Raw genomic sequence first — 24,866 nt, 5'->3', positions numbered from 1 at the left:
GGTTTGAGTACGCATGGCATTGCTTGAAAAGGACAGTTACGAAGCGTCGGGCTTCCAGCTTTCGGAAGCGACGGCTTCGGACTATCTCGCGCTTTTGAAGCCGCGGGTGATGTCGCTTGTCGTGTTCACGGCGTTCGTCGGCATGCTTGCCGCGCCCGTTCCGCTCAATCCAATGACCGCGATCACCGCAATCATATCCATCGCGATTGGGGCAGGCGCCTCTGGCGCTTTGAACATGTGGTACGACGCGGACATTGATGCGGTCATGACCCGCACCAGCACGCGACCAATTCCTGCGGGCAAGGTTAAGCCGGGCGAAGCTCTCGCATTCGGCCTGGTATTGTCGGCACTTTCCGTGCTCACCCTGGGCGTTTTCGTGAACTGGATCGCCGGCGGGTTGCTGGCTTTCACGATCTTCTTCTATGCCGTCATCTACACAATGTGGTTGAAGCGGTGGACGCCGCAGAACATCGTCATCGGTGGTGCGGCGGGCTCGTTTCCGCCGATGATTGGTTGGGCCGCAGCCACGGGCAATATCAGCCTCGAAAGCGTCATCCTGTTTCTCATCATTTTCCTTTGGACCCCGCCGCATTTCTGGGCGCTCGCGCTGTTCAAGTCAGGCGACTATGAGCGCGCAGGGATCCCGATGATGCCGAACGTCGCTGGTGAAGAATCTACCCGCAAGCAGATTTTCGCATACGCGTTGCTGGTCGCAATCGTCGGTGTGCTGCCTTGGTATTTTGGCTTCGCCAGCGCTGCCTATGGTTTGGTCGCGGTGTTACTCGGCGCGGGCTTTGTCTGGTATTCCTGGCAGGTTCTGCGCATGTCGCCGGACGACCGCAAGATGAAGCCGGCCAAGGCGCTGTTTGGATACTCGCTGCTTTATTTGTTCGGTCTGTTCGCAGCCTATCTTGCTGACAGCATCGTCGAACGTGCAATGACGGCGGCGGGAGCATAATGGCGGTGGACAAGCTCGAAACCATCACGCCGACCGAAGCGCAGCTCAAAGCGCGTCGCAACCGCAACATCGCTATCGGCGTTGCATTGGCGCTGTTCGTAATCCTCGTTTACGTCGCGTCCATCGTCCGGCTCGGCCCGGCGATCCTGAACCGGTCAATGTGAGATAGACAATGGCCGAAGCTCCCCAGATCAGCCAGCAAAGCCAGCGCAGAATGCGGACCACCGCATTGATTTGCGGCGCGGTTTTCTTTGGGATGATAGGGTTGGCTTATGCGTCCGTGCCGCTTTACGCGATGTTCTGTCAGATCACTGGTTATGGCGGCACGACGCAGCGTGTGGATCAATATTCGGACCGTATTTTGGACCGTCAGATCACCGTACGGTTCGACGCCAACAAGATGGGCGGTCTGCCATGGACGTTCGAGCCGTCGCAGCGCGCGATCACCATGCGCATCGGCGAAACCGTGAAGGCCGAATATAAGGCGAGCAACTGGTCGAAGCATACGGCCAGCGGTCGCGCGACCTTCAATGTCACTCCGGAACTCGCCGGGGCATATTTCAATAAGGTCGAGTGCTTCTGCTTCACGGATACGACGTTGAAGCCTGGCGAAGCGATCGACATGCCTGTTGTATTCTATGTGGATCCGGCCATCGTGGATGTGCCGGAACTCAAGGATATTCGCACAATTACTCTTTCATACACATTCTTCCCCATTGACGCGAAGCCGTTGGCTGCTGCACCCAATGCGGAAGAGGAATCGACGAAGCTCGGGGGTTGAAATGGCTGAAGCGCACGCCAAACATCACGACTATCACATTATCGACCCCAGCCCGTGGCCCGCGCTGGCCTCGCTTGGCGCGCTTATCATGGCGCTCGGTGGCGTCATGTGGATGCAGTATATGCGCGGCGGAAACGTTCCGATCTTCGGATATAACGTCGCCAATCCCTGGTTCTTCTTCATCGGCCTGTTGATTGTTCTCTACACCATGTTTGCCTGGTGGTCGGACACGATCAAGGAAGGCAAGGAAGGTCATCACACGCGCGTCGTTTCGCTGCATCTGCGCTACGGCATGATCATGTTCATCGCGTCTGAAGTGATGTTCTTCGTCGCGTGGTTCTGGGCTTTCTTCGACGCCAGCCTTTTCCCCGGCGAGGCCGTTCAGTACGCCCGCACCACCTTTACCGGTGGCGTTTGGCCTCCGAAGGGCATCGAAGTTCTCGATCCTTTCCACCTGCCGCTCTACAACACGGTCATCCTGTTGCTGTCCGGCACGACTGTAACCTGGGCGCACCACGCGCTTCTGGAAAACGATCGCAAGGGCTTGGTCTGGGGTCTTGCACTCACCGTCGGCCTCGGCGTTCTGTTCAGCTTCGTGCAGGCCTATGAATACATTCACGCTCCGTTCGGCTTCAAAGACTCGATCTATGGCGCGACCTTCTTCATGGCCACAGGCTTCCACGGCTTCCACGTCATCATCGGAACGATCTTCCTGACCGTCTGCCTCATCCGTGCGATGAAGGGTGACTTCACGCCGAAGCATCATTTCGGCTTCGAAGCTGCGGCTTGGTACTGGCACTTCGTTGACGTCGTCTGGCTGTTCCTCTTCGCGTCCATCTATGTCTGGGCGTCGCATGGCGCAGTTATCGCGCACGGACATTGATCGAACTGCAAAAAAATTATGGGCGGTCGCCTTGCGCGGCCGCCCATTGCATTTCAAAGCTCGCCCCTGCGATTATCCTGATCCGGAGTCGGTTATGAGCACACATGAAGATAAGGCGCATTGGCCACCGGTCGAGCCGATCAATGCCGGGCTGAGAGGTCGCTGTCCACGCTGTGGCGAGGGGCATCTGTTTTCCGGACTGCTCACCGTGAAACCACGTTGCGGTATTTGCGGGCTGGATTATTCCTTCGCTGACGCGGGTGATGGCCCCGCAGTTTTCGTCATTCTCATCATCGGCTTTCTGGTTGTTGGTTTGGCGCTCTGGCTGGAAACATCTTATGGTCCGCCGCTCTGGGTACACTTTCTGCTCTGGATACCGCTAACGCTTGTGCTAAGCCTCGCCGCGCTCAGGCTCATCAAGGGCGTGCTCATTACGCTGCAATATGCCAACAAGGCGTCTGAAGGTCGGATCGACCAAGGCAAATGACCGAAATCACCACCTCGACCGCGAAGCGGGCACCGCGCAAGCTGCCGGTGCTTCTCGCCAGCGCTATCGCGTTTGCAATTCTTGTTGGCCTTGGCACGTGGCAGGTGCAGCGCCTTCACTGGAAAGAGGCGCTGATTGAAAGCATCGAAAGCCGCACCACATCTGCGCCGAAGCCGCTGCAGGAAATCGAAAGCCAACTCGCCGAAACGGGTGACGTCGATTATCAGCCGGTCATCGTCAAAGGCACGTTCGAGCATTCCGGCGAGCGCCATTTCTTCACGACATGGGATGGCGATAGCGGCTTCAACGTCTACACGCCGCTGCGGCTGGAAGACGGTCGCTATATTTTCGTCAATCGTGGCTTTGTGCCCTATGATATGAAAGACCCCGCCAAGCGCGCGGAAGGGCAGGTCGCAGGGCCGGTCGAGATCACGGGTCTGGCCCGCAACCGCCTCCACGCCAAGCCCGGCTCGTTTGTTCCTGAGAATGATATCGCGAAGAACATTTTCTACTGGAAGGATCTGGACGCAATGGCCGCCAGTTCCGGCTTGCCCGCGGACACCAACGTCCTCCAGTTTTTCATAGATGCAAACGACGCGCCGAATCCAGGCGGCTGGCCTCATGGCGGCGTCACAATCATCGACCTGCCGAACAGCCACCTGCAATACGCGGTCACATGGTATGGGCTGGCGGCGGCTCTCGCTGGGGTTGTGGGTGTGTGGCTTTATCGACAACGCGCCGCGCGCTCTTGACAGGCAGGGCGTCTGCCCCCCATGTCCCGCCTGACCATGACAGATGCCATGCACAACCAAAAACGAAACGCGCTGACGATCCGCCTTTGCGGTCCTCGCGGCTTTTGCGCGGGTGTTGATCGCGCAATCCAGATCGTGGTGCTCGCGCTGAAGAAATATGGCGCGCCGGTCTATGTCCGTCACGAGATCGTGCACAATCGCTATGTCGTTGAAGGGCTGCAAAACCTCGGCGCGGTCTTCATCGAAGAGCTTCATGAAATTCCATCGGACCATCGCGACGCGCCGGTTGTGTTCTCTGCACATGGCGTTCCGAAATCCGTCCCGGCAGATGCGCAAGCGCGTAATCTTTTTTACCTCGACGCGACCTGTCCGTTGGTGTCCAAGGTCCACAAGCAGGCGCTTCGCCATCAGCGGCTCGGTCGCCACGTTCTGCTCATCGGTCATGCCGGACACCCCGAAGTCATTGGCACAATGGGCCAACTCGCGGAAAGCTCCGTCACGTTGATCGAGACACTTGAAGACGTCCGCGAGTTCCAGCCGGAAAACCCTGCTGCGCTGGGTTTTGTCTCGCAAACCACACTGTCGGTCGAAGACACCGCCCATTTGATCGAAGCGCTCGAACAGCGTTTTCCGCTGCTTCATGCGCCTGCGGCGGAGTCCATCTGTTACGCCACGACCAATCGGCAGGAAGCTGTCAAGGTGGCCGCACCCGGCACGGATTTGTTCCTCATCGTCGGTGCGCCGAATTCTTCCAACTCGCGGCGATTGGTCGAGGTTGCCGAGCGAGCAGGTGCGCGCATGTCGCTGCTGGTCCAGCGCGCCGCCGATATCCCGTGGCATGAAATCGGCGACATATCGGTGCTCGGTCTTTCCGCAGGCGCGTCGGCCCCGGAAATTCTGGTGGATGAGATCATTGCCGGCTTCCGCCAGCGTTTCGATGTGCGGTTGGAACTCGCCATAACGGCGGAGGAAACCGAAGATTTTCCGGTCATGCGCGTGTTGCGTGATGTTGAACTCACGGCCCAGGACATGGCATTCGTCAATGGCGCGTAATTCCGCTCGCTTCGTTCACCGGACAATGAACTGATGGCCGTCTACACCGATATTTCGGAAGTCGAACTTGCGGAATTCCTCAAGGATTACGACATCGGCGAGTTGCTGTCCTACAAGGGCATCGCGGAAGGCGTCGAAAACTCGAATTTCCTCGTGCATGCTGCCAGCGGCGCATACATCCTCACCCTTTACGAAAAGCGCGTGAACCCGAATGATCTGCCTTTTTTCCTGGGGTTGATGCAGCATCTCAGCGACAAGGGAATCCGCTGCCCGTTGCCGGTCAAGCAGCGCAGCGGCGCCATGATTGGGGAGCTTGCAGGCCGTCCGGGTGCGCTGGTCACATTCCTTGAAGGTATGTGGATGCGTCGCCCCACGGTCGAGCATTGCCGCGAACTTGGTGCTGGCCTCGCCGCCATGCATCTGGCCGGCGCGGACTTCCCGATGAGGCGACGCAACGGCCTGACGGTCGATGCCTGGCGTCCGCTGTGGAACCGCGCGGCGGAGCGTGCGGATGAGGTGGAGCCGGGGCTTGGCGCGGAGGTCGAGGCTGATCTGGCTGACCTTGAGGCGCATTGGCCGAAAGGCCTGCCTGTCGGCGTCATCCATGCCGACCTTTTTCCGGACAACGTTTTCTTCCTCGGCAAGCGACTGTCGGGCCTGATCGATTTCTATTTCGCCTGCACGGATATTCTGGCTTACGACGTCGCCACCTGCCTGAATGCGTGGTGCTTCGAGAAAGACAATTCCTTCAATCTAACCAAGGCGATGGCGTTGCTGAACGCTTACACGGCCATCCGCCCGCTATCCTCGGCAGAGGCTGAAGCGTTGCCTCTGCTCGCGCGCGGGTCTGCGTTGCGCTTCATGCTGACAAGACTTTATGACTGGTTGAATACGCCGGAAGGCAGCCTTGTCGTGAAGAAGGACCCGCTTGAATATCTACGGAAAATGCGCTTCCACCGCTCGATCAAATCTGCTGATGAATATGGTCTGAAACTGTGAAGCGCGTTGAAATTTTCACCGATGGCGCCTGTTCAGGCAATCCGGGGCCGGGCGGTTGGGGCGCGATCCTGCGCTTCAATGGCGCGGTGAAGGAAATGAAGGGTGGCGAGGCCGAAACCACCAACAATCGCATGGAGTTGATGGCGGCAATCTCTGCGCTCAGCGCGCTGAAGCAGCCCTGTGCCGTCGATCTTTATACGGATAGCGAATATGTCCGAAATGGTATTTCCGGCTGGATAGAGGGCTGGAAGCGCAATGGCTGGAAAACAGCGGCGAAGAAGCCGGTGAAGAACGCTGAACTCTGGCAGGCGCTGGACGAAGCCAGAAAGAGCCATCAAGTCACGTGGCACTGGGTGAAGGGCCACGCCGGCCATCCGGAAAACGAACGTGCGGACGAGCTTGCGCGCGAGGGCATGGCTCCTTTCAAGACCCGCGTCGGCTCCTGAAATCAGTCGCGCTGCCGGGCGGCCTGCTGCACGGCATCTGCAATCGTCAGAAGCTGCTCGGCAAGCGGCGTGCTCTTGCGCCACACCATTCCCACCGTCCGCTTTGGCGTAGGTTCGGCCAGCCGCGCGAGCGACACGGAAGCCGAGCGCGTCTCCACCGGCACCGCCATTTCGGGGATCAGCGTCACCCCGATGCCCGCGCTCACCATTTGCACGAGCGTGGAAAGCGAGCTGCCCTCCATCAGCGTGCGCGAGGTAAATGGCGGCAATTTGCAGAAGGAAATGGCCTGCTCGCGAAAACAATGGCCCTCTGCCAGAAGCAGCAGCCCTTGCTCGTGAAGCTCGTCCGGGCGCGGCACTGGTTTCGTGGCATGGGCAGCAGGTCGCACCAGCACAAACTCTTCCTGAAAAAGCGCTATCTCGGTCAGTGAATGCTCCGAAATCGGCAGCGCCACGATTGCCGCGTCGAGCCGCGCTTCCATCAGGTCTTCCACCAGTTCGCGGGTAACTGTTTCGCGCGGTCGAATGTCCAGCGCCGGAAACCGGTCTGTCAGATCGCTGATTACGCGCGGCAGCAGATAGGGCGCGACAGTTGGAATCACTCCGATGCGCAGCCGCCCTGTCAGCGGTCCTTTTGAAGCGCGTGCAAGGTCATGCAACTCATCGACGGAGCGCAGAATATCGCGTGCGCGCCGCGCGAATTCTTCGCCCAATCCGGTCAGCCGCGTTTGTCGTGCTCCACGTTCGACAAGTCGCGCGCCGATCAACTCTTCCAGCTCGCGGATCTGCACGGAAAGCGCCGGTTGTGTGATCGAACGGTCTTCCGCAGCCCGTCCAAAATGGCCTTGTCTGGCCAGTGCATCAAAATAGCGCAGATGTTTCATCGATATTGCGTTCATAAGATAAAATTATCGCATCGGTTATGAAATGCAATTATACATTATCGCCGAAATTCTGATATTAATCTCCTTGAGCAGGGCAGCGACTCGTCAGCCCGCGCGCCCAATCCAAGCCACGAATACGCAGCTATCGGAGTTATGAAATGGACGTAAGTGACGTGAAAGCGGGCAAATGCCCCGTGATGCACGGCGGTAATACCGCTTTGAACAGTTCGGTAATGAGCTGGTGGCCCAACGCGCTGAACCTCGACATTCTTCATCAGCATGACACCAAGACCAACCCGATGGGCAAGAACTTCAACTATCGCGAAGAGCTGAAGAAGCTGGATGTCGAAGCGCTGAAGCAGGACGTTCGCGCTCTGATGACCGACAGTCAGGAGTGGTGGCCCGCGGATTGGGGCAGCTATGTCGGCATGTTCGCGCGCGTTGCCTGGCACGCGGCGGGTTCATATCGTCTTGCTGATGGCCGCGGCGGTGCGGGAACGGGCAACCAGCGTTTTGCCCCGCTGAATTCCTGGCCGGATAACGTCAACACGGATAAGGGTCGCCGCCTGCTGTGGCCGATCAAGAAGAAATACGGCAACAAGATCAGCTGGGCCGATCTCATCGTGCTGTCCGGCACGATTGCCTATGAGGTTGCGGGCCTGAAAACCTTCGGCTTCGCCTTTGGCCGCGAGGATATCTGGGCGCCGGAGATAGACACGTATTGGGGCGCCGAGAAAGAATGGCTCGCGCCAAGTGATGGCCGTTATGGAGATGTTGGCGCGCCGGCGACGCTGGAGAACCCGCTTGCTGCCGTGCAGATGGGCCTCATTTACGTCAACCCGGAGGGCGTAAACGGCAAGTCCGACCCGCTGGCGACGGCTGCTCAAATGCGCGAAACCTTCGCCCGCATGGCGATGAACGACGAAGAAACGGTCGCGCTCACGGCAGGCGGTCACACCGTCGGCAAGTGCCACGGCAATGGCTTGGCGTCAGACCTCAGCCCCAATCCGGAAGCCGCCGGTCCCGAATATCAGGGCCTTGGCTGGCTGAACATGCATGGTCGCGGAATTGGTCGCAACACGGTCGTCAGCGGTCTTGAGGGCGCGTGGACGACTCACCCGACCAAGTGGGACAATGGCTATTTCAAAATGCTGTTCGAGCATGAGTGGCATCATGTCAAAAGCCCGGCGGGCGGCAACCAGTGGGAGCCGATCTCGATTGCGGATCAGGACAAGCCGGTGGATGTCGAAGACCCGTCCATCCGCGTCAATCCGATGATGACGGATGCCGACATGGCGCTGCGTGTTGACCCGATCTACCGCGAGATTTCCCTGCGTTTCAAAGACGATCAGGACTATTTCTCTGAGGTTTTCGCTCGCGCGTGGTTCAAGCTCACCCATCGCGATATGGGACCGAAGACACGTTACATCGGGCCCGATGTGCCGTCTGATGAATTGGTCTGGCAAGATCCCGTTCCGGCAGGCAACACCAGCTATGACGTGGCGGCGGTGAAGGCGAAAATCGCCGCGTCCGGTCTGTCGAATGCCGATCTCATCGCAACGGCATGGGACAGCGCCCGTACCTTCCGTGGCTCGGATATGCGTGGCGGCGCAAATGGCGCGCGCATTCGTCTGGCCCCGCAGAAGGATTGGGAAGGCAACGAGCCTGCGCGTCTGGCGCGTGTGCTTTCGGTGCTCGAGCCAATTGCGGCGCAAACAGGCGCTTCGATCGCGGATGTGATCGTGATCGGCGGAAATTACGGCGTCGAGCAGGCCGCGAAAGCTGCTGGTTTCGATATTGCCGTGCCGTTCTCGCCGGGGCGCGGCGACTCTTCGGACGCGCAGACCGATGCGGAATCCTTCAATGTTCTGGAGCCGCTGGCGGACGGATACCGCAATTGGCTCAAGCAGGATTATGTCGTGAGCCCGGAGGAACTGCTTCTCGACCGCACCCAACTCATGGGGCTGACGGCATCGGAGATGACCGTTCTGGTGGGCGGCATGCGCGTTCTCGGCGCGAACCACGGTGGTAAGAAGCACGGCGTGTTCACGGCGCGTGAGGGTGCGCTAACGCCGGATTTCTTCGTGAACCTCACCGACATGGCGAACACCTGGAAGCCGCTGCATGACGGCACGTACGAAATCGTCGACCGCAAGACCGGTGCGGTCAAGTGGACTGCCACGCGTGTCGATCTGGTTTTCGGGTCGAACTCGATCTTGCGCTCCTACGCGGAGGTCTACGCGCAGGACGACAATGCACAGAAGTTCGTTTCGGATTTCGTGGCCGCTTGGACCAAGGTCATGAACGCCGACCGTTACGATCTCTTGTCGTAAAAGGCATTAACGACTAGGCGGGCAATTAGTCCGCCCATTCCACTATGCTCGGGCTTTGTCCCGAGCATTTTGCTTTATGAACCCCTGGCATCGCCACAGCCCGCCTCTCCCCGTAAACGCGGAGAAGGGGATAATTGAGATGTCTCGCGCGCTCTGCGACGTTGGTGATTGAAACCAGCGGCAAAACAGCTCAGCCAAGCTGTTCCAAAATCTTTGCGGCGCCGGACTCAACAGCTTTGCCCGGTGAATCTTCAATATTCAGTGTGGTCACTACGCCATTGTCGACAATCATCGAGAAGCGCTTGAAGCGTTCGCCCAAACCGCCCGCCGAGAGATCGATATTCAGCCCCGTCGCCTTTGCGAAGGCGCCGTTTCCGTCTGCGAGATAGAGAATCTTGCCCTCGCCGCCGGTGAAGGTCGCCCAGGCGCGCATTACGTGGTGATCGTTTGCTGCAACGACTGCGATCTGATCGACACCGCGCGCCAGAATCGCGTCGTGATTTTCGAGATAACCGGGCAGGTGATTGTTGCTGCATGTGGGCGTGAAAGCGCCAGGCACGCCGAACAGCACCACCTTCTTGCCATCGAAAACATCGGCAGTTGTCAGGTCTTTTGCGCCGTCGGCTGTAATTACCTTGAACGTCGCTTGTGGCAGCTTGTCGCCGACAGAAATGGTCATGTGAACCTCTCGCAATGAATAGAGGAGAGCGTCGTACAAGCTTCGCGACGCAATCTCAACGGCCTAAAAAGGCAGCGTTCCGCTGGCGGCGCGCGTTGGCGTCTTGAGCGTATAGAAGATGGTCGCGCTCTTTGGCTTGGCCTTCAAATAGCTGGTCACTTTTGCCGAGAATGAAAGCTTGCCATTCTGCACCACCGGCTTGGGGCGCGAAAACGCGAAACCGTCGCTTCCCGCCAGAAAAAGCTCAGCATCGGCACCCGAATAGCCGGTGATTGAGAATGTCGCCTGCTCGCCGTTCACCTGAATATTGGTCACGCCGAAGGCTGCAGAGGCTGGCTCGGGCAATAGCGCCTGCGCTCCCGTAAGCGTCAGCGAATCCGATGGATTGTCAGGGTCAGATTCGGGGTCCAGCGCAAGATCCGCTTTCAATGGAATGCAGATCGTCTTGCACAGCCCAAGAAACGCAGTCGCTTGCAGTGCGCCGCTGTGTTCGGGCGGAACGGTCAGCACCACCGGCAGCAGCACCGAGCTTGCGTAACCTGCCCAATCATAGGTGCCATCATGGTGCCATTCGGGGGCAGGGTAGAGAATTTGCGCGGTGCCGCCGTTAAGCTCCAAAGTCGGCGGCACGCCGGCATCGCCTGGCTCGCGCCAATATGTTTTCCAGCCGGGATCGAGTTGTATGTCCAGCACACCATTCAACTGGCCATTGGCATCTGGCTCGCCCACCGTAACGAGCCGCACGCGCCCGCCTTCCGTTTCATGCCATGTGCTGGATGAGGCAAAAGCTGGCGCTGCAAACAACAGGCCGATGCAAAGGGACACAAATCTCATACGCCTTCCTTTGCGGATTTCAGGCACAGCCACAATGACGATTATTAAGCGCCTACTCATTTTTGCGTGACGCGTGGCTTTAAAGCGAACCGGAAAAGCGTTACCTTCCGATTATGGACCTTTTACGGAACAAGAAGCGCCCCGTGGGTCGTTCCGGGTTTTTGGACGACCAATTTCTCATCGCCATGCCGGGCATGAAGGATGATCGCTTTGCGCGCTCAGTGATTTACATTTGCGCCCACAGCGAAGAGGGCGCGATGGGCATCATCGTAAACCAGGCCCAGCAAATGATGTTCCCCGACCTGTTGGTGCAGCTTGGATTGCTGAAAGACGAGGAGGCGATCCGCTTGCCGTCATCGGCGCGCGATTTTGTAATCCGCAATGGTGGTCCGGTCGATCGCAGCCGCGGCTTCGTGCTGCATTCCGATGATTATGTGGTGGAATCTTCGCTGCCGATTTCCGAGCAGATCTGCCTCACCGCGACCGTAGACATTCTGCGTGCCATATCGGTCGGGCGTGGTCCGCGCCGCGCGCTCATGGCGCTTGGCTATTCGAGTTGGGCGCCCGGCCAGCTCGAAAATGAAATCGCCGAGAATGGTTGGCTGACATGCCCCGCCGAGACGGAAATGCTGTTCGATCAGGACATTGAGCGCAAATACGACCGGCTCATGGCGTCAATGGGCGTCGATCCGAGCCGCTTGAGTCAGTTCGCCGGTCACGCCTGAGCGGCGGCCGCCGCATTCTGTTCCTTCAGCAGCTTGAACGCCGCTTCAGGTTTCATTGGCGGGCCAGTCAGGAAGCTTTGCACGAACTCGCAGCCCATCTGTCGAAGTTGCAGCGCGTCGCTTTCATCTGAAACGCCCTCCGCCACCACCGACATGCCCATTTCATGCGCCATGTTGATCATGGATTTCAGCAGCACGGAGCGCTTGGGCGCATTGTCGTCAACGAAGCTCTTGTCGATCTTGATCGTGTCGAACGGGAAGCGCGTGAGATAGGACAGCGACGAATAGCCGGTGCCGAAATCATCCAGCGAAAGGCCGATACCAAGCTGTTTCAGCTTGTTCAGCACATGCGCACTCTGCTCGGGATTGTCCATCACCAGCGATTCCGTCAGCTCCAGTCGGAAGCATCGCGGCTTAAGGTTGGCGCGCGCCACTACGGAGCGCACGTCGCTGACCAGATCGCGACGCAAAAGCTGCCTGCTGGAAAGGTTCACCGACATCGAAAGCGGCATGTCGCCAAGCTGCGATTGCCACTCCGACAAATCTTCCGCCGCCTTCTGCATCGCAAACAGGCCAAGCTGAACGATCAAGCCGCAGCTTTCCGCAACCGGTACAAAATCCGATGGCGGTATCATGCCGCGGCGAGGGTGATCCCAGCGCAACAGCGCCTCAAACCCGGCAATGGTCCGGTCTTCCAGCCGCACGATGGGTTGATAGGCCAGCGTAAATTCGCGGCGCTCGATGGCGCGGCGCATATCGGATTCGATCTGCAACCGGTCAGTGCCAACCGCGCGGAAGGCGGGGCGGAACGGCTCGATGCGGTCGCCGCCAAAGCGCTTGGCCTGATACATGGCAAGCTCGGCGTCCTTCACCATGTCCTCGGCGGAACCATGATTATTGTTCCACGTAATCAGCCCGATGGAGGCGGTCAGCACGATCTCGCGCTTGGCAAATGAAATCGGCGCCTGGATCGCCCGCTTGATTGCCTCGGCAACGCTGGCAATCCGCGTCGGGTCTTCCTCGGAAAGCAGCATCAGCGCGAACTGGTCGCCCGTGAAGCGCGACAGAGAATCCTTCGGCTTGAGCAGGCGGTGCAGGCGCCGCGCAACCGTCAGCAAAATCGTGTCGCCAGCCGAAATTCCGAGCCCTTCATTGACTTTCTTGAAGCGGTCGATGTCGATCAGGAACACCGTCGGGCGAATTTTCTCGTCGGTCTTGGCGATGGAGATAATCGCCTCAAGCCGGTTCATGAAAAGCTCGCGATTGGAAAGCCCGGTCAAATTGTCATGCACGGCGTCGTGCAGCAGCCGTTCTTCGGACTTCTTCTGGTCCGTCACGTCAACCAGCGTGCCGACGCAGCGCAGCACTTCGCCATCCGTACCGACGAGCGGGCGCGCGCGCAGCGAAAACCAGTGATAGTGCCCATCAGCACCGCGCAGGCGAAACTCATGCGAGATGCGGCCGCGACGGTGTTCGAGAATGACGTCCAGCAGCGTTCGGAATGTGTCGCGGTCGTCGGCGTGCAGGATCGGCAGCCAGGTGCGCGCCGGTCCGCCGAGGCTTCCCGGTTCAAGGCCAAGTTGCAAGGCAACGTCGGGGCGCGTCGTCACCTTGTCGCGCATCACGTCCCAATCCCAGACCGTATCGCCGGAAGCAGCCAGCGCCAGCGCGCGCCGCTCCATGTCGCTGAACAGGCCCTGATTGAGAGCACCGCCCGCGAAGGCGTGCTGCATGACGGTGAAGCCGATCAGCAGCACCACGAGAATGAGGCCGCCGCCAAGCGCGGGCTGGATAATGTCATTGTCCAGCCTGCCGGTTATCGCCATCCAGAATGCGGTTATCCATAGCAGCAGCATCACCCAACTGGGCACGAGCATGATCGCGCGGTCATACCCCCTGATGCCGAGAAACACGATCAGCACCGCGCCGAGCACCGCTGTCACGGCGAAAGACATGCGCGCGAGGCCGGATGCAATCGCCGGATTGTAGATCGCCAGCGCAGCAATCGCGCCAAGGCCAAGCACCCACGCCACGGCGCCATAGCTGAAGTGCCCGTGCCATCGGTTCAGGTTGAGATAGGCGAACAGGAACACGACCAGTGTTGCCGCAAGCGCAACCTCCGTGCCCGCGCGCCAGATCTGCTCATTGCCAGGAGTAATCGCGATGACTTTGCTGAGGAAGCCGAAATCCACGCAGACATAGGCCAGCACAGCCCACGCAAGCGCAGATGTCGCGGGAAACATCGACGTTCCCTTGACCACGAAAAGAATAGTCAGAAACAGCGCCATCAGGCCCGCAATGCCGATAACAATGCCGCGGAAAAGCGTGTAGGCGTTGACCGTGTCCTTATAGGTGTCGGGATTCCACAGATAGACCTGCGGCAGCTTTTGAGCGGTCATTTCCGCGACAAACGTCACGACAGCGCCGGGGTCGAGCGTAACCCGGAACACGTCCGCATCCGGGCTTTGCTGGCGGTCCAGTGCAAATCCTTCGCTCGGCGTGATGGCGGCAATGCGCGACGAGCCGAGATCAGGCCAGATCAGCCCGGAATCGACCAGCCGGAAATGCGGCACGACAATCAACCTGTCGATTTGCTGGTCGGTGGTGTTGGCAAGTGCGAACACCGCCCAGTTGGACGATTTGCCCGGCTCTTTGGATTCCACCTGAATGCGCCGCACGATGCCGTCCTGGGTGGGGGCGGTGGAAACCTGAAAATCCTCGCCCTGATTGAGCGAAATTTCGACCGCGCCGGTCAGGTCGAGCGCATTGTCGTCGCGCGAAATCTTGATTGCCTCAACCGCAAACGCCGCCGATGCCGCTGAAAGCAGCACGGTCAAGGTCAGCAACATCGCCGCAAATGCGGCCCCAAGTCTTCTCACAAGGCTCAGCCTTTTTTCTTCGCCGGAGTCAGGTCATTCGCCACGATTGCGTACAAGCTGTGGTCCTGCCAAACCCCGTTTATCTTGAGATAAGAGCGCGCCACCCCCTCGCGCTGAAATCCGGCTTTTTCAAGCACACGCACAGAACGCGTGTTGGTTGGAATACAGGCGGCTTCAACCCGGTGCAACCGCAGGCCGTCAAATGCGTGTTCCACGACCAGCCTCACAGCCTCCTGCATGAAACCCTGCCCCGCATACCGCGCCCCAATCCAGTAGCCCAGACTGCCCGTTTGCGCTACGCCGCGCCGGATATTGGAGAGAGTTATCCCGCCGTAAAGTTTGTCGCCAATCGTGCTGAACAGGAAAAAGGGTATGCCGCTGCCCTGCGCGATGTCCTCGCGATAGCGCCCGATGCGCAGCCGCCACGCGCTGTAGTCCAGCTCGTCAGGCGACCAGCTCGGCTCCCACGGTTCCAGAAACGACCGGCTTTCGCTGCGCAGGCTGGTCCACTGCCGAAAATCACCGAGCGCGGGGGCGCGCAGCCGCACACGTTCGCCGACAAGCACGGGAAGGTCTCGTCGGAAAAACGGCAACGCGAACATCGTGTCAGGAAGCGGCCCGCCTCAACCCGTTATGTGCTCCGGGCAGGGCATCGACGACATTGTCATAGGCAGGCAGCGAGCCAATCGGACCAACCGCCGCCAGTGTCGGGCGCGTTGAAAACAGCCGACTGGAAAGGTCGGTCAGCCGCTCCACCGTCAGCGCATTCAGGCGTTCCATCAACTCGTCTCGCCCCACCGGCCGCCCGAACAGCAGAAGCTGCCGCGCGATCTGCGAGGCGCGCGACGCCGGGCTTTCAGCAGACATGATAAGACCGGCGCGATACTGCGCGCGGGCGCGATCCAGCTCTTCCTGCCCGATCGACTCGGAGGTGCGGTGCAGTTCCTGCGCAATTACCGGCAGCAGTTTGCGGATGTCGCCTTCGCCAGTTGCTGCATGTACGCCGAAAATGCCGGTATCGGAAAAGCCCCAGTGGAATGCGTAGATCGAGTAGCACAGGCCGCGCTTTTCGCGCACTTCCTGAAACAGCCTCGAAGACATGCCGCCGCCAAGGATCATCGAAAGCACCTGCGAGGCGTAGAAGTCGCGCACATGATAGGCACGGCCTTCGAAGCCGAGCACAATCTGCGCGTCCATCAGGTCGCGGCCCTCGCGAAAATCACCGCCGACATAATGCGCGTACTGCGGAATCGTGCTGTCTGACTTGGCGCGGAACGTGCCGAGCTTCTTTTCCACTTCGCGCACGAAAGCGTCGTGCTTCACATCGCCCGCGGCAACCACCACCATGCGCTCGCCGCCATATTGCCGCTCCATGAACGCATGAAGCTGCTGCGACGTGAATGATTTGACCGTCTCCGGCGTGCCGAGAATTGAGCGCCCAAGCGCCTGATGCCGAAAGGCCGTTTCAGTGAAGCGGTCGAAAACCACGTCGTCGGGCGTATCGTGCGCCGCACCAATCTCCTGCAGGATAACATGTTGTTCGCGCTGCAATTCTTCGGGGTCGAATGTCGAGTCCTGCAGAATGTCCGCCAGCAAATCCACCGCCAGCGGCACATCGTCAGCCAACACGCGCGCATAAAATGAGGTGGTTTCAACGCTGGTGGCCGCGTTTATCTCGCCACCCACATTCTCGATCTGCGCGGCAATGTCGAATGCACTTCGCGAGGATGTGCCCTTGAAGGCCATGTGTTCGAGCAGATGGGCAATTCCGTGCTCGTCGTCGCGTTCGTTTCGTGCGCCTGATTTTACCCAAACACCCAGCGCAACAGACTCAACACCGGGTAACGTTTCCGTGGCGACAGTCATTCCGTTCGCCAGCCGGCTAACCTCAACGGCCATATAGGTACTTCTCCCTAAGAAACCGCGACTGCATACTACGAAACGGCTCGCGCGCGGCTTGCCACATAATCTTCCACCATTTTCAAGTCTGATGGAAGCACCGTGAAACGTTCTTTCCGATCCATTAGCCCAGAGAGCCAGTCCGGCAGTTCGGCTGTCTTGCCGCAAGCCGCTTTCACCGCATCGGGGAACTTGGCCGGGTGGGCGGTAGAAAGCAGCACCATCGGCACGTCTGACTTGGGCAATTTGTGCGCCACATAAACGCCGGACGCCGTATGCGGATCGAGCAGATAGCCGCTCTCTTTCAGCGTTTCCGAAATCGTCTGGGCTGCTTCCGCGCTCGATGCGCGCCCCGCGTCAAACTCGGCGCGAATGCGCTGCAGCGGCGCAGCTTCAATCGTGAACGCTCCGGACTGCTTCAATCCAGCCATGTAGCGACGAACCACCGAGGCATCGCGGCCCGCCGATTCAAACAGCAGGCGCTCGAAATTCGATGAAATCTGAATGTCCATTGATGGCGAAGTGGTCGGAACCACGCCAGTCATGCGATATTCCCCTGTCGCCAGTGTGCGCGCGAGAATGTCATTGTCGTTGGTCGCGATCACCAGCCGTTCGATGGGCAAGCCCATACGCTTGGCCGCGTAGCCTGCAAAAATATCGCCGAAATTGCCGGTCGGGACCGTAAAGGAAACCGGACGGTCGGGCGCACCAAGCGATAGCGCGGATGAGAAATAATAGACGATTTGAGCCATGATCCGCGCCCAATTGATCGAGTTTACGCCCGAAAGCATTACGCGGTCACGGAATGCGTGGTCGTTGAACATGTCCTTCAACATGCCTTGGCAGTCGTCGAAATTGCCTTCAATCGCGAGCGCATGAACATTGCCCGCGTCGGAAGTCGTCATCTGCCGCTGCTGCACAGCAGACACGCGCCCATGCGGAAACAGGATGAAAACATCCGTCCTTTCGCGGCCCGCAAAGGCCTCGATAGCCGCGCCGCCTGTGTCACCGGAGGTCGCGCCCACAATCGTTGCGCGCTGGCCGCGTTCGGTCAAAACATGGTCCATCAGCCGCGCCAGCAATTGCATCGCCACGTCTTTGAAAGCCAGCGTCGGCCCGTGGAACAGTTCGAGAATGAACTCGTTCGGGCGGGTCTGCACGATGGGGCAAACCGCCGGATGCCGGAAGGTGGCGTAGGCTTCGCGCACGATGCGTTCGAAGTCACGCGCCTTGATTTCCGCGTTCAGGAAAGGCGTCAGCAGTTCCACCGCGAGATCCGCGTATGGCTTGCCGCGCATTTTGCGAATTGCGTCTGCGGAAAAATGCGGCCAGCTTTCCGGCACATAGAGCCCGCCGTCGCGCGCAAGTCCGGTCATCATCGTGTCGGCAAAGCCGAGAGCAGGGGCTTCGCCGCGGGTGCTTACATAGCGCATGATTGGAAGCTCCCGGGAAGGCACGCAACAGGCTGTAAGCACATGGTTCGGAAAATAGTCCAGATTAGTCGCATTTTGGTTGGGTCATTGGTATAGACCGCCTTGGACGAGAGAGGAAAGCAGAATCCATGTTGCGCATAAATTGGACTCGAATGAAGCCCGCTTTTGCTCCCCTGTGCCTGGTTTTGGCGCTTGCTGGGTGCCAATCCAACGAGGGGCCCACCGGCGAATCCATGAGCACAAACGATCTTGCTGGCAAGCAGCCCAAGATCAGCCAGAACGAGCTTGAGGCATTTTGCCCGCCGGTTCGCGTGCGTCAGGGCACAGCGTCGCTCAGCCGATATGCGCGTGGTGGCGATGGCGATCCATCCAAGCTGGCGTTTCAGGCCTCCCTCGGCGAAACCAGCCGCGCATGCTCGCGGGCCGATGGCAATTTGACCATCAACGTGGCTGCCGCCGGTCGCGTTATCGCTGGCCCGGCAGGCGCACCGGCCTCAGCCGTTTTGCCGATCCGCATTGCCGTCACACGTGGCGACGAAGTTCTCTATTCGCAACTGCAGAAGCAGGAAGTCGCGATCAACGCTCAACAGGCCACGCAGTTCATCTTCAAGGATCCGAACATCGTGATCCCGATCCCCGCCGAGCGTAACGTCATGGTTCAACTAGGCTTCGACGACGGTGCGAAGTAGCCACATCATCTGGCGAAATTTGCCTCCACTTCGTCATCCCAGGATCTGCGGCGGTACAGGCACTAGTTCCTGACAGGCTGTAGATTCTCGGGACAAGTCCGAGAATGACGCCTTTGAGGGTCTGGTTGGGGCAAGAGGGGTGGAGCGCGGCGCCGAAGATAGAGCTAGGTAGAACTTCGTTCTTCTCCGTCATCCTAGGGCTTGCTTTTCCATCATCCTAGGGCTTGCTTCTCCGTCATCCTAGGGCTTGTCCCTAGGATCTGCGGCGGTACAGGCGCTAGCTTCTGATAGGGCGCAGATTCTCGGGAAAAGCCCGAGAATGATGGCTTTGAGGGTCTGGTTGGGGCAAGAGGGGTGGAGCGCGCCGCCGAAGATCGAGCTAGGTAGAACTTCCTTCTTCTCCGTCATCCTAGGGCTTGCTTCTCCATCATCCTAGGGCTTGCTTCTCCATCATCCTAGGGCTTGCTTCTCCATCATCCTAGGGCTTGCTTCTCCGTCATCCTAGGGCCTGTCCCTAGGATCTGCGGCGGTACCGGCACCAGTTCCTGACAGGCTGTAGATTCTCAGGAAAAGCCCGAGAATGACGGCTGAAAGGGGTCTGGTTGGGGCAAGAGGGGTGGAGCGCCGCGCCGAAGATATAGCTAGGTAGAACTTCCTTCTTTTCCGTCATCCTAGGGCTTGCTTCTCCGTCATCCTAGGGCTTGCTTTTCCGTCATCCTAGGGCTTGTCCCTAGGATCTGCGGCGGTACAGGCACTAGTTCCTGACAGGCTGTAGATTCTCAGGAAAAGCCCGAGAATGACGGCTGAAAGGGGCGGGGCGTCCAGAAAAATTACCCCTCATCCGTCTGCCGGCACCTCCTCGCACAAGGGGAGAAGGGCTAAAACGGTTATGTCCTGCACTTTCTGCGACGTCCGCGATTGAAACCTACGTTGCGATTGCTCCCCTCTCCCCTTGTGGGAGGAGGTTGCCGGCAGGCGGATGAGGGGGTAAATCGCGCCGCGCTTGAGAGCTACTTAAGCCTCTGCCCATTCGGAAAGCGCATCGAGCACCGGCACGAGGTCGCGCCAGCGATTGATAACGGTCTCGGCGCCTGCCTCGGTCAAAATATCGGAGTGGCTGGGGTAGCTATGCGCGCCGCCGGTGAAGCCGATTACGCGCATTCCGGCAGCAATTGCGCCATGAATGCCATGCACGGAATCCTCCACGACGAACGTATTCGCCGGATTCGCCTTCATCTGGCCGGCGGCATACAAAAACACATCTGGCGCGGGCTTTGGCTTGCCGTCGGGAATTGAAAGTGCGGAATAAACGCGATCGACGAAAAAGCGATCAAGCCCGGTCAAACCAAGCGTCATTTTCAATCTTTCCGCGCTGGAATTTGAGCAAATGCAACGCGGCACCTTCACGGCAGCGACGGCCTGCGTCACGCCTTCAATCGCGCGCACATCCTTGAGTCGCTTGTCGATAATTGCGTCTGCCCGATCGATGAGTGATGCCTGCAAGGGAATTTGCGCGACCTTTTCGACGCGCAGCAGAATTTCGCTGAAGTTCAGCCCCGAATAAAGCGCGGCAATCTCTTCAGGCGAAATTTCATATCCGGCCTCTGTCAGCACTTCAGCTTCCACTCGGGCGGCAATGATTTCGGAGTCAATCAGGACGCCGTCGCAGTCGAAAATAACAAGATCAGGTTGAGGCATGGAAATCCCGCAATCAATAGGGGTGCGCGGCGGGCGCTTTACAGTATCGAGGCCAATCGCGCAAATCCGGCGTCGATTTCATTAAATCTTTACCGAGTTCAGTAACCATAACACCCAGTAAATAGTTCAGCGTAACCGGGTTTTCCATGTCGGCAGTGCGTTCTCTGCAATCAATCCGTCCGGGCGACCAGTCCGTCTGGCTCAATTCGATTCTCAAAGGCGATTGCGTGGCGGCGCTCAATGCGCTGCCGGACAAATGCGTCGACCTGATTTTCGCCGATCCACCGTACAATCTCCAGCTTGAAGGCGAGCTTCACCGGCCCGACCAATCCAAGGTCGATGCGGTGAACGACCATTGGGACCAGTTCGACAGTTTTGAAGCCTATGACGCGTTTACCCGCGCTTGGCTGCTAGCTGCGCGCCGGGTGTTGAAGCCGGGCGGTACGATCTGGGTAATTGGTTCATATCACAACATTTTCCGCGTTGGCGCGAAGATGCAGGACCTTGGCTACTGGATCCTGAACGATGTGATCTGGCGCAAGACGAACCCGATGCCGAACTTCCGTGGTCGCCGCTTCCAGAACGCGCACGAAACGCTGATCTGGGCCGCAAAAGACCAGAAAGACAAGGGTTACACCTTCAATTACGAGGCAATGAAGGCCGCAAACGACGATGTCCAGATGCGGTCGGATTGGCTATTCCCGATCTGCACCGGAGCCGAGCGGCTAAAGGACGACAATGGCGAAAAGGTTCATCCGACCCAGAAGCCGGAAGCGCTGCTTGCCCGCATTTTGATGGCCTCTACCAAGCCCGGCGATATCGTTCTGGACCCATTTTTTGGCTCCGGCACCACAGGAGCCGTCGCCAAGCGTCTGGGTCGAAATTTCGTAGGCGTAGAGCGCGAGGACAGCTATATCGACGCCGCAACGGCGCGCATAGCGGCGGTTCAACCTCTTGAATTAAATGAGCTTTCGACGCTGACCGGTAAGCGCGCCGAGCCGCGCGTCGCATTCGTCAGCCTGATCGACAGCGGGCTGATAACACCCGGCACTACGCTGTATGATTCTCGCAAGCGTTGGAGCGCAAAGGTTAGGGCGGACGGCACAATCGCTACCGCCGAAATGGCCGGATCAATCCACAAGGTTGGCGCAACGGTGCAGGGTCTGGACGCCTGCAATGGCTGGACTTTCTGGCACTATGAGCGTGCTGGTGGACTGACCGCCATCGACGAACTGAGGCGCATCGCACGCCTCAGCGTAGAGCAAGCCGGCGGCTGATTAGTCTTAAATTACAACGCCATAGGATACGAGGTCGCGCAGCAGCGTCGGCGCATCCTTATAGCGGACAGCCTGCCAGCCGAAATCTTGCGCGGCCTCCACATTGGCAGGGTTGTCGTCAATGAACAGCGTTGCGGCAGGCTCCAATTTGAAGTCGGACGTGTGACGGTCGTAGATTTTACGGTCGGGCTTGATGAGCTTGACCTCGCCCGAAACAGTTACGCCGCGCGGCTGATTTAGAAAGCCGAATTTCTGCCGCGCTTCAATGAACGTATCAGCTGCGAAATTCGTCAGCATAGTTACGTCATAGTCTTTCTCGATCAGGCCAAGCATAATAGCGACAGTATCGTCGTAGGAATGCGAAACCATTTCATTCCAGTTTCCACGAAACGCCCGGATGTTGGTTTCATGATCGGGAAACTGTTCTATTAGAAGCGCTTCCGCATCTTCCCATGCGCGGCCACGGTCCTGCTCTATATTCCATTCCGATGTGCAGACATTCTGGAAGAACCAGCGGCGCTCTTGCTCGTCCGGGATGATGCGCGAAAACGGCAGATTCGGGTCGTAATGAATCAGAACGCTGCCGATGTCGAAAACAATATGCCGGATGGGAGTCATGCAAACCGCCTGCGCTTGGAAATATCTGGAAGGGCGGTTTCGATAACCTTTTTCATGACCGTAGGCAAAGCCTCAGCCATTACGTCACTCGACCAGAAGTAGTTGTCAGGTTGCGAAAAGCCTTCAATTCCTGCCGAATAAACCTCCAATTCCAGCGCAAAATGCGTGAAAATGTGAGAAATACGCCCGCAAAACTTCCAATTTGCGTCGAACGGCGCTGCTTTTGCGCCCGTTTCGCCGTCCTTTCGCGCGGTCCAGGCTGTGGTCGGCGGCTCGGTCATACCACCCAGCAGACCCTTCTCAGGCCGCTTGCGAAGCAGTACAGCGCCATCGCTCAAACGCACCGCGACGAAGGCCGCACCTCGGCGCGATGGCTTTTCCATTTTGGGCGGACGCAAGGGGAACCGTTCAGGGTCGCCATTGGCCAGAGCGTCACAATATTCATTGACCGGGCAGAGCATGCAACGGGGACGTTTCGGCGAGCAGATCGTCGCGCCAAGGTCCATCATGGCTTGCGCGAAATCACCGGGCCGGTCATGCGGCAAAATTTCCGTAACGATCTGACGAATTTGCACTTTTGCGACGGGTAGCGGCGTCTCGACGGCGAATAGGCGCGAAATAACGCGCTCCACATTGCCATCCACAACGGCGGCAGGCTGGTTGAACGCAATCGCCGCAATCGCAGCCGCGGTGTAAGGGCCGACGCCGGGCAAATTGAGCAACCCCGATTCTGTATCGGGAAAAGCACCGCCATGCGCGACAATATGATCGGCACAAGCCTTGAGATTGCGCGCGCGGGAATAATAGCCGAGCCCGGCCCACGCCTTCATAACGTCGTCGTTTTCAGCGCCGGCAAGATCTGAAACGTGCGGCCAGCGCTCCTTAAACCGTTGAAAATACGGCTTAACTGCTTCCACAGTGGTTTGCTGAAGCATGATCTCCGAAAGCCAGATATGATAGGGATCAGGCACCGCACCTGCGGCACGAGCCGAAGGCGAAATGCGCCAGGGCAGTTCACGGTGATGCCGGTCGTACCAGTCGAGCAGGCGATTGCTCAACGAAGCCTTGCCCGCGCTTTCAGCCGGTGCCATTGGTGAGTTTGAAACGTTCATCGGACATGGACATGGCAGGGAAAAGATTTTCCGGCAATCCCGTTCCCGTCGCAGACCTGGCAGGAGAAATTCTGGACCCGGTTTTGCGCAAGCGGGCAGGGCTGTCGGTAGCGCTGGTGCAAAGCTGGGACGAAATCGTCGGGCCGCGAATAGCGGTTTCCTCAAGGCCGGAAAAGATTCAATGGGGCCGCAGGCGAGACGAAAACGATCCGTTTGAACCAGCGGTTCTGGTCATTGCATGTGAGGGTTTGGCCGCGCTGCACATTCAGCACGAGGCCGATGAAATCGTCGGTCGGGTCAACAGTTTCCTGGGTTATATGGCGATTGGCCGGATTCGAATCGTTCAAAAGCCGGTCAGGCAGGAGCGGCCAGAGCGGCCAAAGCTTCGGGAACTGAACGCCGACGAACGCGCCCGCATCAAAGGCGTTGTTTCAGGCATAGAAGATGATGGCTTGCGCGAGTCGCTGGAGCGATTGGGAGCGTCCGTCAGGGCGAGCAAGAAGCAGTAGCTCAAAGTTCACCGTCGCGGATTCGTGATGCCAGCGACAAAATTCTGCTTTGTGTTGGGGACCAGTTTGCCTTAATTCGCGCGAACTCTCGCTTTTGTTGGATATTCCAACGCACAATTCCATACAACTCAGGTGATTCGCATGATGAGCTTCGTTCAGCGCCGGACCGTTTTAACCGCGCTTGCTGCCGTTTCTGGCGCGGCCTTGCTGGCTGCATGTTCGGATTCGGGCGAGCAAAAAAAGGCGGAGGCAACGCCCGCGCCAGCAGAGCCAACCGCGACGCCGGCGACAACGACAGCGCCCGCAACGCCAGCACCTGCTGAACCGGCGGCACCCGCAAAGGCGGTGGAAGCACCGAAGGCCGCTGGCACGGTGGATGTTGCGAAACTGATGGAGCCGGGGCCGCTGCCCGAAATGGTGCTCGGCAAGGCCGATGCGCCTGTAACCATTGTAGAATATGCGTCCATGACTTGCCCGCATTGCGCGCATTTCCACGAAACGACGCTGCCGACGCTGACGAGCAAATATATCGACACGGGCAAGGTGCGGTTGGTGTTCCGCGAGTTCCCGTTCGATCCGCGCGCGGAAGGCGCGTTCATGCTGGCGCGCTGCTCCAAGGACAAATATTTCCAGATGGTAAGCGTGCTTTTCCAGCAGCAACAGAACTGGGCGGCTGTGGATAACGCGAAAGACGCCTTGCTTCAGCTTGCGAAACTTGCCGGATTCTCGCAGCAAACGTTTGAGGCCTGCCTGACCGACCAGAAGTTGTTGGAAGACATCAGGGCCGTGCGGGAACGGGCCTCCAAGGATTTCGGTGTGGATTCCACGCCAACCTTCTTTATCAACGGATCGAAATATCCGGGGGCAATGTCGATTGAGGAAATGTCGGCCATCATCGACCCACTGCTTTAAGGCAGTAGCGGCAGGGAGGGGCGCGC

General features: G+C 58.7%; 25 protein-coding genes. 15 read left to right on the top strand and 10 right to left on the bottom strand.

Annotation, left to right across the window (positions count from 1 at the left end):
- Positions 1-13 precede the first annotated feature (13 nt).
- The 9 genes from DY251_RS04270 to rnhA all read left to right on the top strand — a co-directional run bounded on the left by DY251_RS04270 (position 14) and on the right by rnhA (position 6,359).
- Positions 14-958 carry a heme o synthase gene (locus DY251_RS04270; RefSeq protein WP_116622619.1) on the top strand — a complete coding sequence of 315 codons (945 nt, stop codon included), beginning with the start codon at positions 14-16 and terminating at the stop codon, positions 956-958.
- Positions 958-1,122: a hypothetical protein gene (locus DY251_RS21595; protein ID WP_170971305.1), complete on the top strand. Its 165-nt coding sequence runs from the start codon at positions 958-960 to the stop codon at positions 1,120-1,122. The genes DY251_RS04270 and DY251_RS21595 overlap by 1 nt, the downstream gene beginning before the upstream one ends.
- An 8-nt stretch (positions 1,123-1,130) precedes the next feature.
- On the top strand, positions 1,131-1,739 hold the full coding sequence (locus tag DY251_RS04265) for a cytochrome c oxidase assembly protein (protein WP_116622618.1): 609 nt from the start codon (positions 1,131-1,133) through the stop codon (positions 1,737-1,739).
- A 1-nt stretch (position 1,740) separates the two neighbouring features.
- Positions 1,741-2,622 carry a cytochrome c oxidase subunit 3 gene (locus DY251_RS04260; protein ID WP_116622617.1) on the top strand — a complete coding sequence of 294 codons (882 nt, stop codon included), beginning with the start codon at positions 1,741-1,743 and terminating at the stop codon, positions 2,620-2,622.
- A 94-nt stretch (positions 2,623-2,716) separates the two neighbouring features.
- A complete protein-coding gene (locus DY251_RS04255; protein WP_116622757.1) occupies positions 2,717-3,109 on the top strand; it encodes a DUF983 domain-containing protein in 393 nt (130 codons plus the stop codon).
- On the top strand, positions 3,106-3,861 hold the full coding sequence (locus tag DY251_RS04250) for an SURF1 family protein (protein WP_116622616.1): 756 nt from the start codon (positions 3,106-3,108) through the stop codon (positions 3,859-3,861). The genes DY251_RS04255 and DY251_RS04250 overlap by 4 nt, the downstream gene beginning before the upstream one ends.
- Positions 3,862-3,909: 48 nt before the next feature.
- Positions 3,910-4,914, top strand: a complete 1,005-nt coding sequence (gene ispH / locus DY251_RS04245; protein ID WP_116622756.1) for a 4-hydroxy-3-methylbut-2-enyl diphosphate reductase — start codon at positions 3,910-3,912, stop codon at positions 4,912-4,914.
- A gap of 33 nt (positions 4,915-4,947) precedes the next feature.
- A complete protein-coding gene (locus DY251_RS04240; RefSeq protein WP_116622615.1) occupies positions 4,948-5,913 on the top strand; it encodes a homoserine kinase in 966 nt (321 codons plus the stop codon).
- Entirely contained in the window at positions 5,910-6,359 is a 450-nt protein-coding gene (gene rnhA / locus DY251_RS04235) for a ribonuclease HI (RefSeq protein ID WP_116622614.1), read from the top strand. The genes DY251_RS04240 and rnhA overlap by 4 nt, the downstream gene beginning before the upstream one ends.
- A gap of 2 nt (positions 6,360-6,361) precedes the next feature.
- On the opposite strand, the gene DY251_RS04230 is transcribed toward rnhA, so the two are convergent.
- Positions 6,362-7,258 (bottom strand): hydrogen peroxide-inducible genes activator, encoded by an 897-nt coding sequence (locus DY251_RS04230; RefSeq protein ID WP_116622613.1) that lies wholly within the window; start codon positions 7,256-7,258, stop codon positions 6,362-6,364.
- Positions 7,259-7,401: 143 nt separating this feature from the next.
- Between DY251_RS04230 and katG the strand changes: the two genes are divergently transcribed.
- Positions 7,402-9,576: a catalase/peroxidase HPI gene (gene katG / locus DY251_RS04225; RefSeq protein ID WP_116622612.1), complete on the top strand. Its 2,175-nt coding sequence runs from the start codon at positions 7,402-7,404 to the stop codon at positions 9,574-9,576.
- A 190-nt stretch (positions 9,577-9,766) separates the two neighbouring features.
- Here the strand turns inward: katG and DY251_RS04220 are convergent, their stop codons facing one another.
- The gene (locus DY251_RS04220) at positions 9,767-10,255 is read right to left on the bottom strand and encodes a peroxiredoxin (protein WP_116622611.1); all 489 of its coding nucleotides are present in this window, start codon (positions 10,253-10,255) and stop codon (positions 9,767-9,769) included.
- Between the two features lie 63 nt (positions 10,256-10,318).
- Complete coding sequence (locus DY251_RS04215) at positions 10,319-11,089, bottom strand: protein-disulfide reductase DsbD domain-containing protein (protein WP_158553217.1); 771 nt, start codon at positions 11,087-11,089, stop codon at positions 10,319-10,321.
- Positions 11,090-11,202: 113 nt separating this feature from the next.
- Between DY251_RS04215 and DY251_RS04210 the strand changes: the two genes are divergently transcribed.
- A complete protein-coding gene (locus tag DY251_RS04210; RefSeq protein ID WP_116622609.1) occupies positions 11,203-11,814 on the top strand; it encodes a YqgE/AlgH family protein in 612 nt (203 codons plus the stop codon).
- Here the strand turns inward: DY251_RS04210 and DY251_RS04205 are convergent.
- Genes DY251_RS04205 through thrC form a run of 4 tightly spaced genes read right to left on the bottom strand, consistent with a single transcriptional unit; the run spans position 11,805 to position 18,025 of the window.
- On the bottom strand, positions 11,805-14,663 hold the full coding sequence (locus tag DY251_RS04205) for an EAL domain-containing protein (RefSeq protein WP_116622608.1): 2,859 nt from the start codon (positions 14,661-14,663) through the stop codon (positions 11,805-11,807). The two genes, DY251_RS04210 and DY251_RS04205, sit on opposite strands and share 10 nt — an antisense overlap.
- Before the next feature lie 35 nt (positions 14,664-14,698).
- Positions 14,699-15,295 carry a GNAT family N-acetyltransferase gene (locus tag DY251_RS04200; RefSeq protein ID WP_116622607.1) on the bottom strand — a complete coding sequence of 199 codons (597 nt, stop codon included), beginning with the start codon at positions 15,293-15,295 and terminating at the stop codon, positions 14,699-14,701.
- A 4-nt stretch (positions 15,296-15,299) separates the two neighbouring features.
- Entirely contained in the window at positions 15,300-16,592 is a 1,293-nt protein-coding gene (locus tag DY251_RS04195) for a M16 family metallopeptidase (protein ID WP_116622606.1), read from the bottom strand.
- A gap of 35 nt (positions 16,593-16,627) precedes the next feature.
- Positions 16,628-18,025: a threonine synthase gene (gene thrC, locus DY251_RS04190; protein WP_116622605.1), complete on the bottom strand. Its 1,398-nt coding sequence runs from the start codon at positions 18,023-18,025 to the stop codon at positions 16,628-16,630.
- 233 nt (positions 18,026-18,258) lie between these two features.
- Between thrC and DY251_RS04185 the strand changes: the two genes are divergently transcribed.
- Positions 18,259-18,714 (top strand): hypothetical protein, encoded by a 456-nt coding sequence (locus DY251_RS04185; RefSeq protein ID WP_245415850.1) that lies wholly within the window; start codon positions 18,259-18,261, stop codon positions 18,712-18,714.
- A 1,014-nt stretch (positions 18,715-19,728) separates the two neighbouring features.
- On the opposite strand, the gene DY251_RS04180 is transcribed toward DY251_RS04185, so the two are convergent.
- Positions 19,729-20,412, bottom strand: coding sequence for an HAD family hydrolase (locus DY251_RS04180; protein ID WP_116622603.1), 684 nt, complete (start codon positions 20,410-20,412; stop codon positions 19,729-19,731).
- Between the two features lie 146 nt (positions 20,413-20,558).
- Between DY251_RS04180 and DY251_RS04175 the strand changes: the two genes are divergently transcribed.
- Entirely contained in the window at positions 20,559-21,689 is a 1,131-nt protein-coding gene (locus tag DY251_RS04175; protein ID WP_116622602.1) for a site-specific DNA-methyltransferase, read from the top strand.
- Between the two features lie 6 nt (positions 21,690-21,695).
- Here DY251_RS04175 and DY251_RS04170 read toward each other — a convergent pair whose 3' ends face one another.
- Together DY251_RS04170 and mutY are read right to left on the bottom strand one after the other, a co-directional pair.
- Positions 21,696-22,307 carry an HAD family hydrolase gene (locus tag DY251_RS04170; protein WP_116622601.1) on the bottom strand — a complete coding sequence of 204 codons (612 nt, stop codon included), beginning with the start codon at positions 22,305-22,307 and terminating at the stop codon, positions 21,696-21,698.
- A complete protein-coding gene (mutY, locus tag DY251_RS04165) occupies positions 22,304-23,398 on the bottom strand; it encodes an A/G-specific adenine glycosylase (RefSeq protein WP_245415849.1) in 1,095 nt (364 codons plus the stop codon). The genes DY251_RS04170 and mutY overlap by 4 nt, the downstream gene beginning before the upstream one ends.
- A 32-nt stretch (positions 23,399-23,430) precedes the next feature.
- On the opposite strand from mutY, the gene DY251_RS04160 reads away from it, so the two are divergent.
- Positions 23,431-23,928 carry a DUF721 domain-containing protein gene (locus tag DY251_RS04160; RefSeq protein ID WP_116622755.1) on the top strand — a complete coding sequence of 166 codons (498 nt, stop codon included), beginning with the start codon at positions 23,431-23,433 and terminating at the stop codon, positions 23,926-23,928.
- A gap of 141 nt (positions 23,929-24,069) precedes the next feature.
- Positions 24,070-24,840, top strand: coding sequence for a DsbA family protein (locus tag DY251_RS04155; RefSeq protein ID WP_116622599.1), 771 nt, complete (start codon positions 24,070-24,072; stop codon positions 24,838-24,840).
- Positions 24,841-24,866: the final 26 nt, after the last annotated feature.

The sequence above is a fragment of the Mesorhizobium denitrificans genome, assembly GCF_003403035.1.
Lineage (GTDB): Bacteria > Pseudomonadota > Alphaproteobacteria > Rhizobiales > Rhizobiaceae > Mesorhizobium_G > Mesorhizobium_G denitrificans.
Note: the sequence above shows the minus strand (reverse complement) of the source record. Positions and strands in the feature narration are given on the sequence as shown.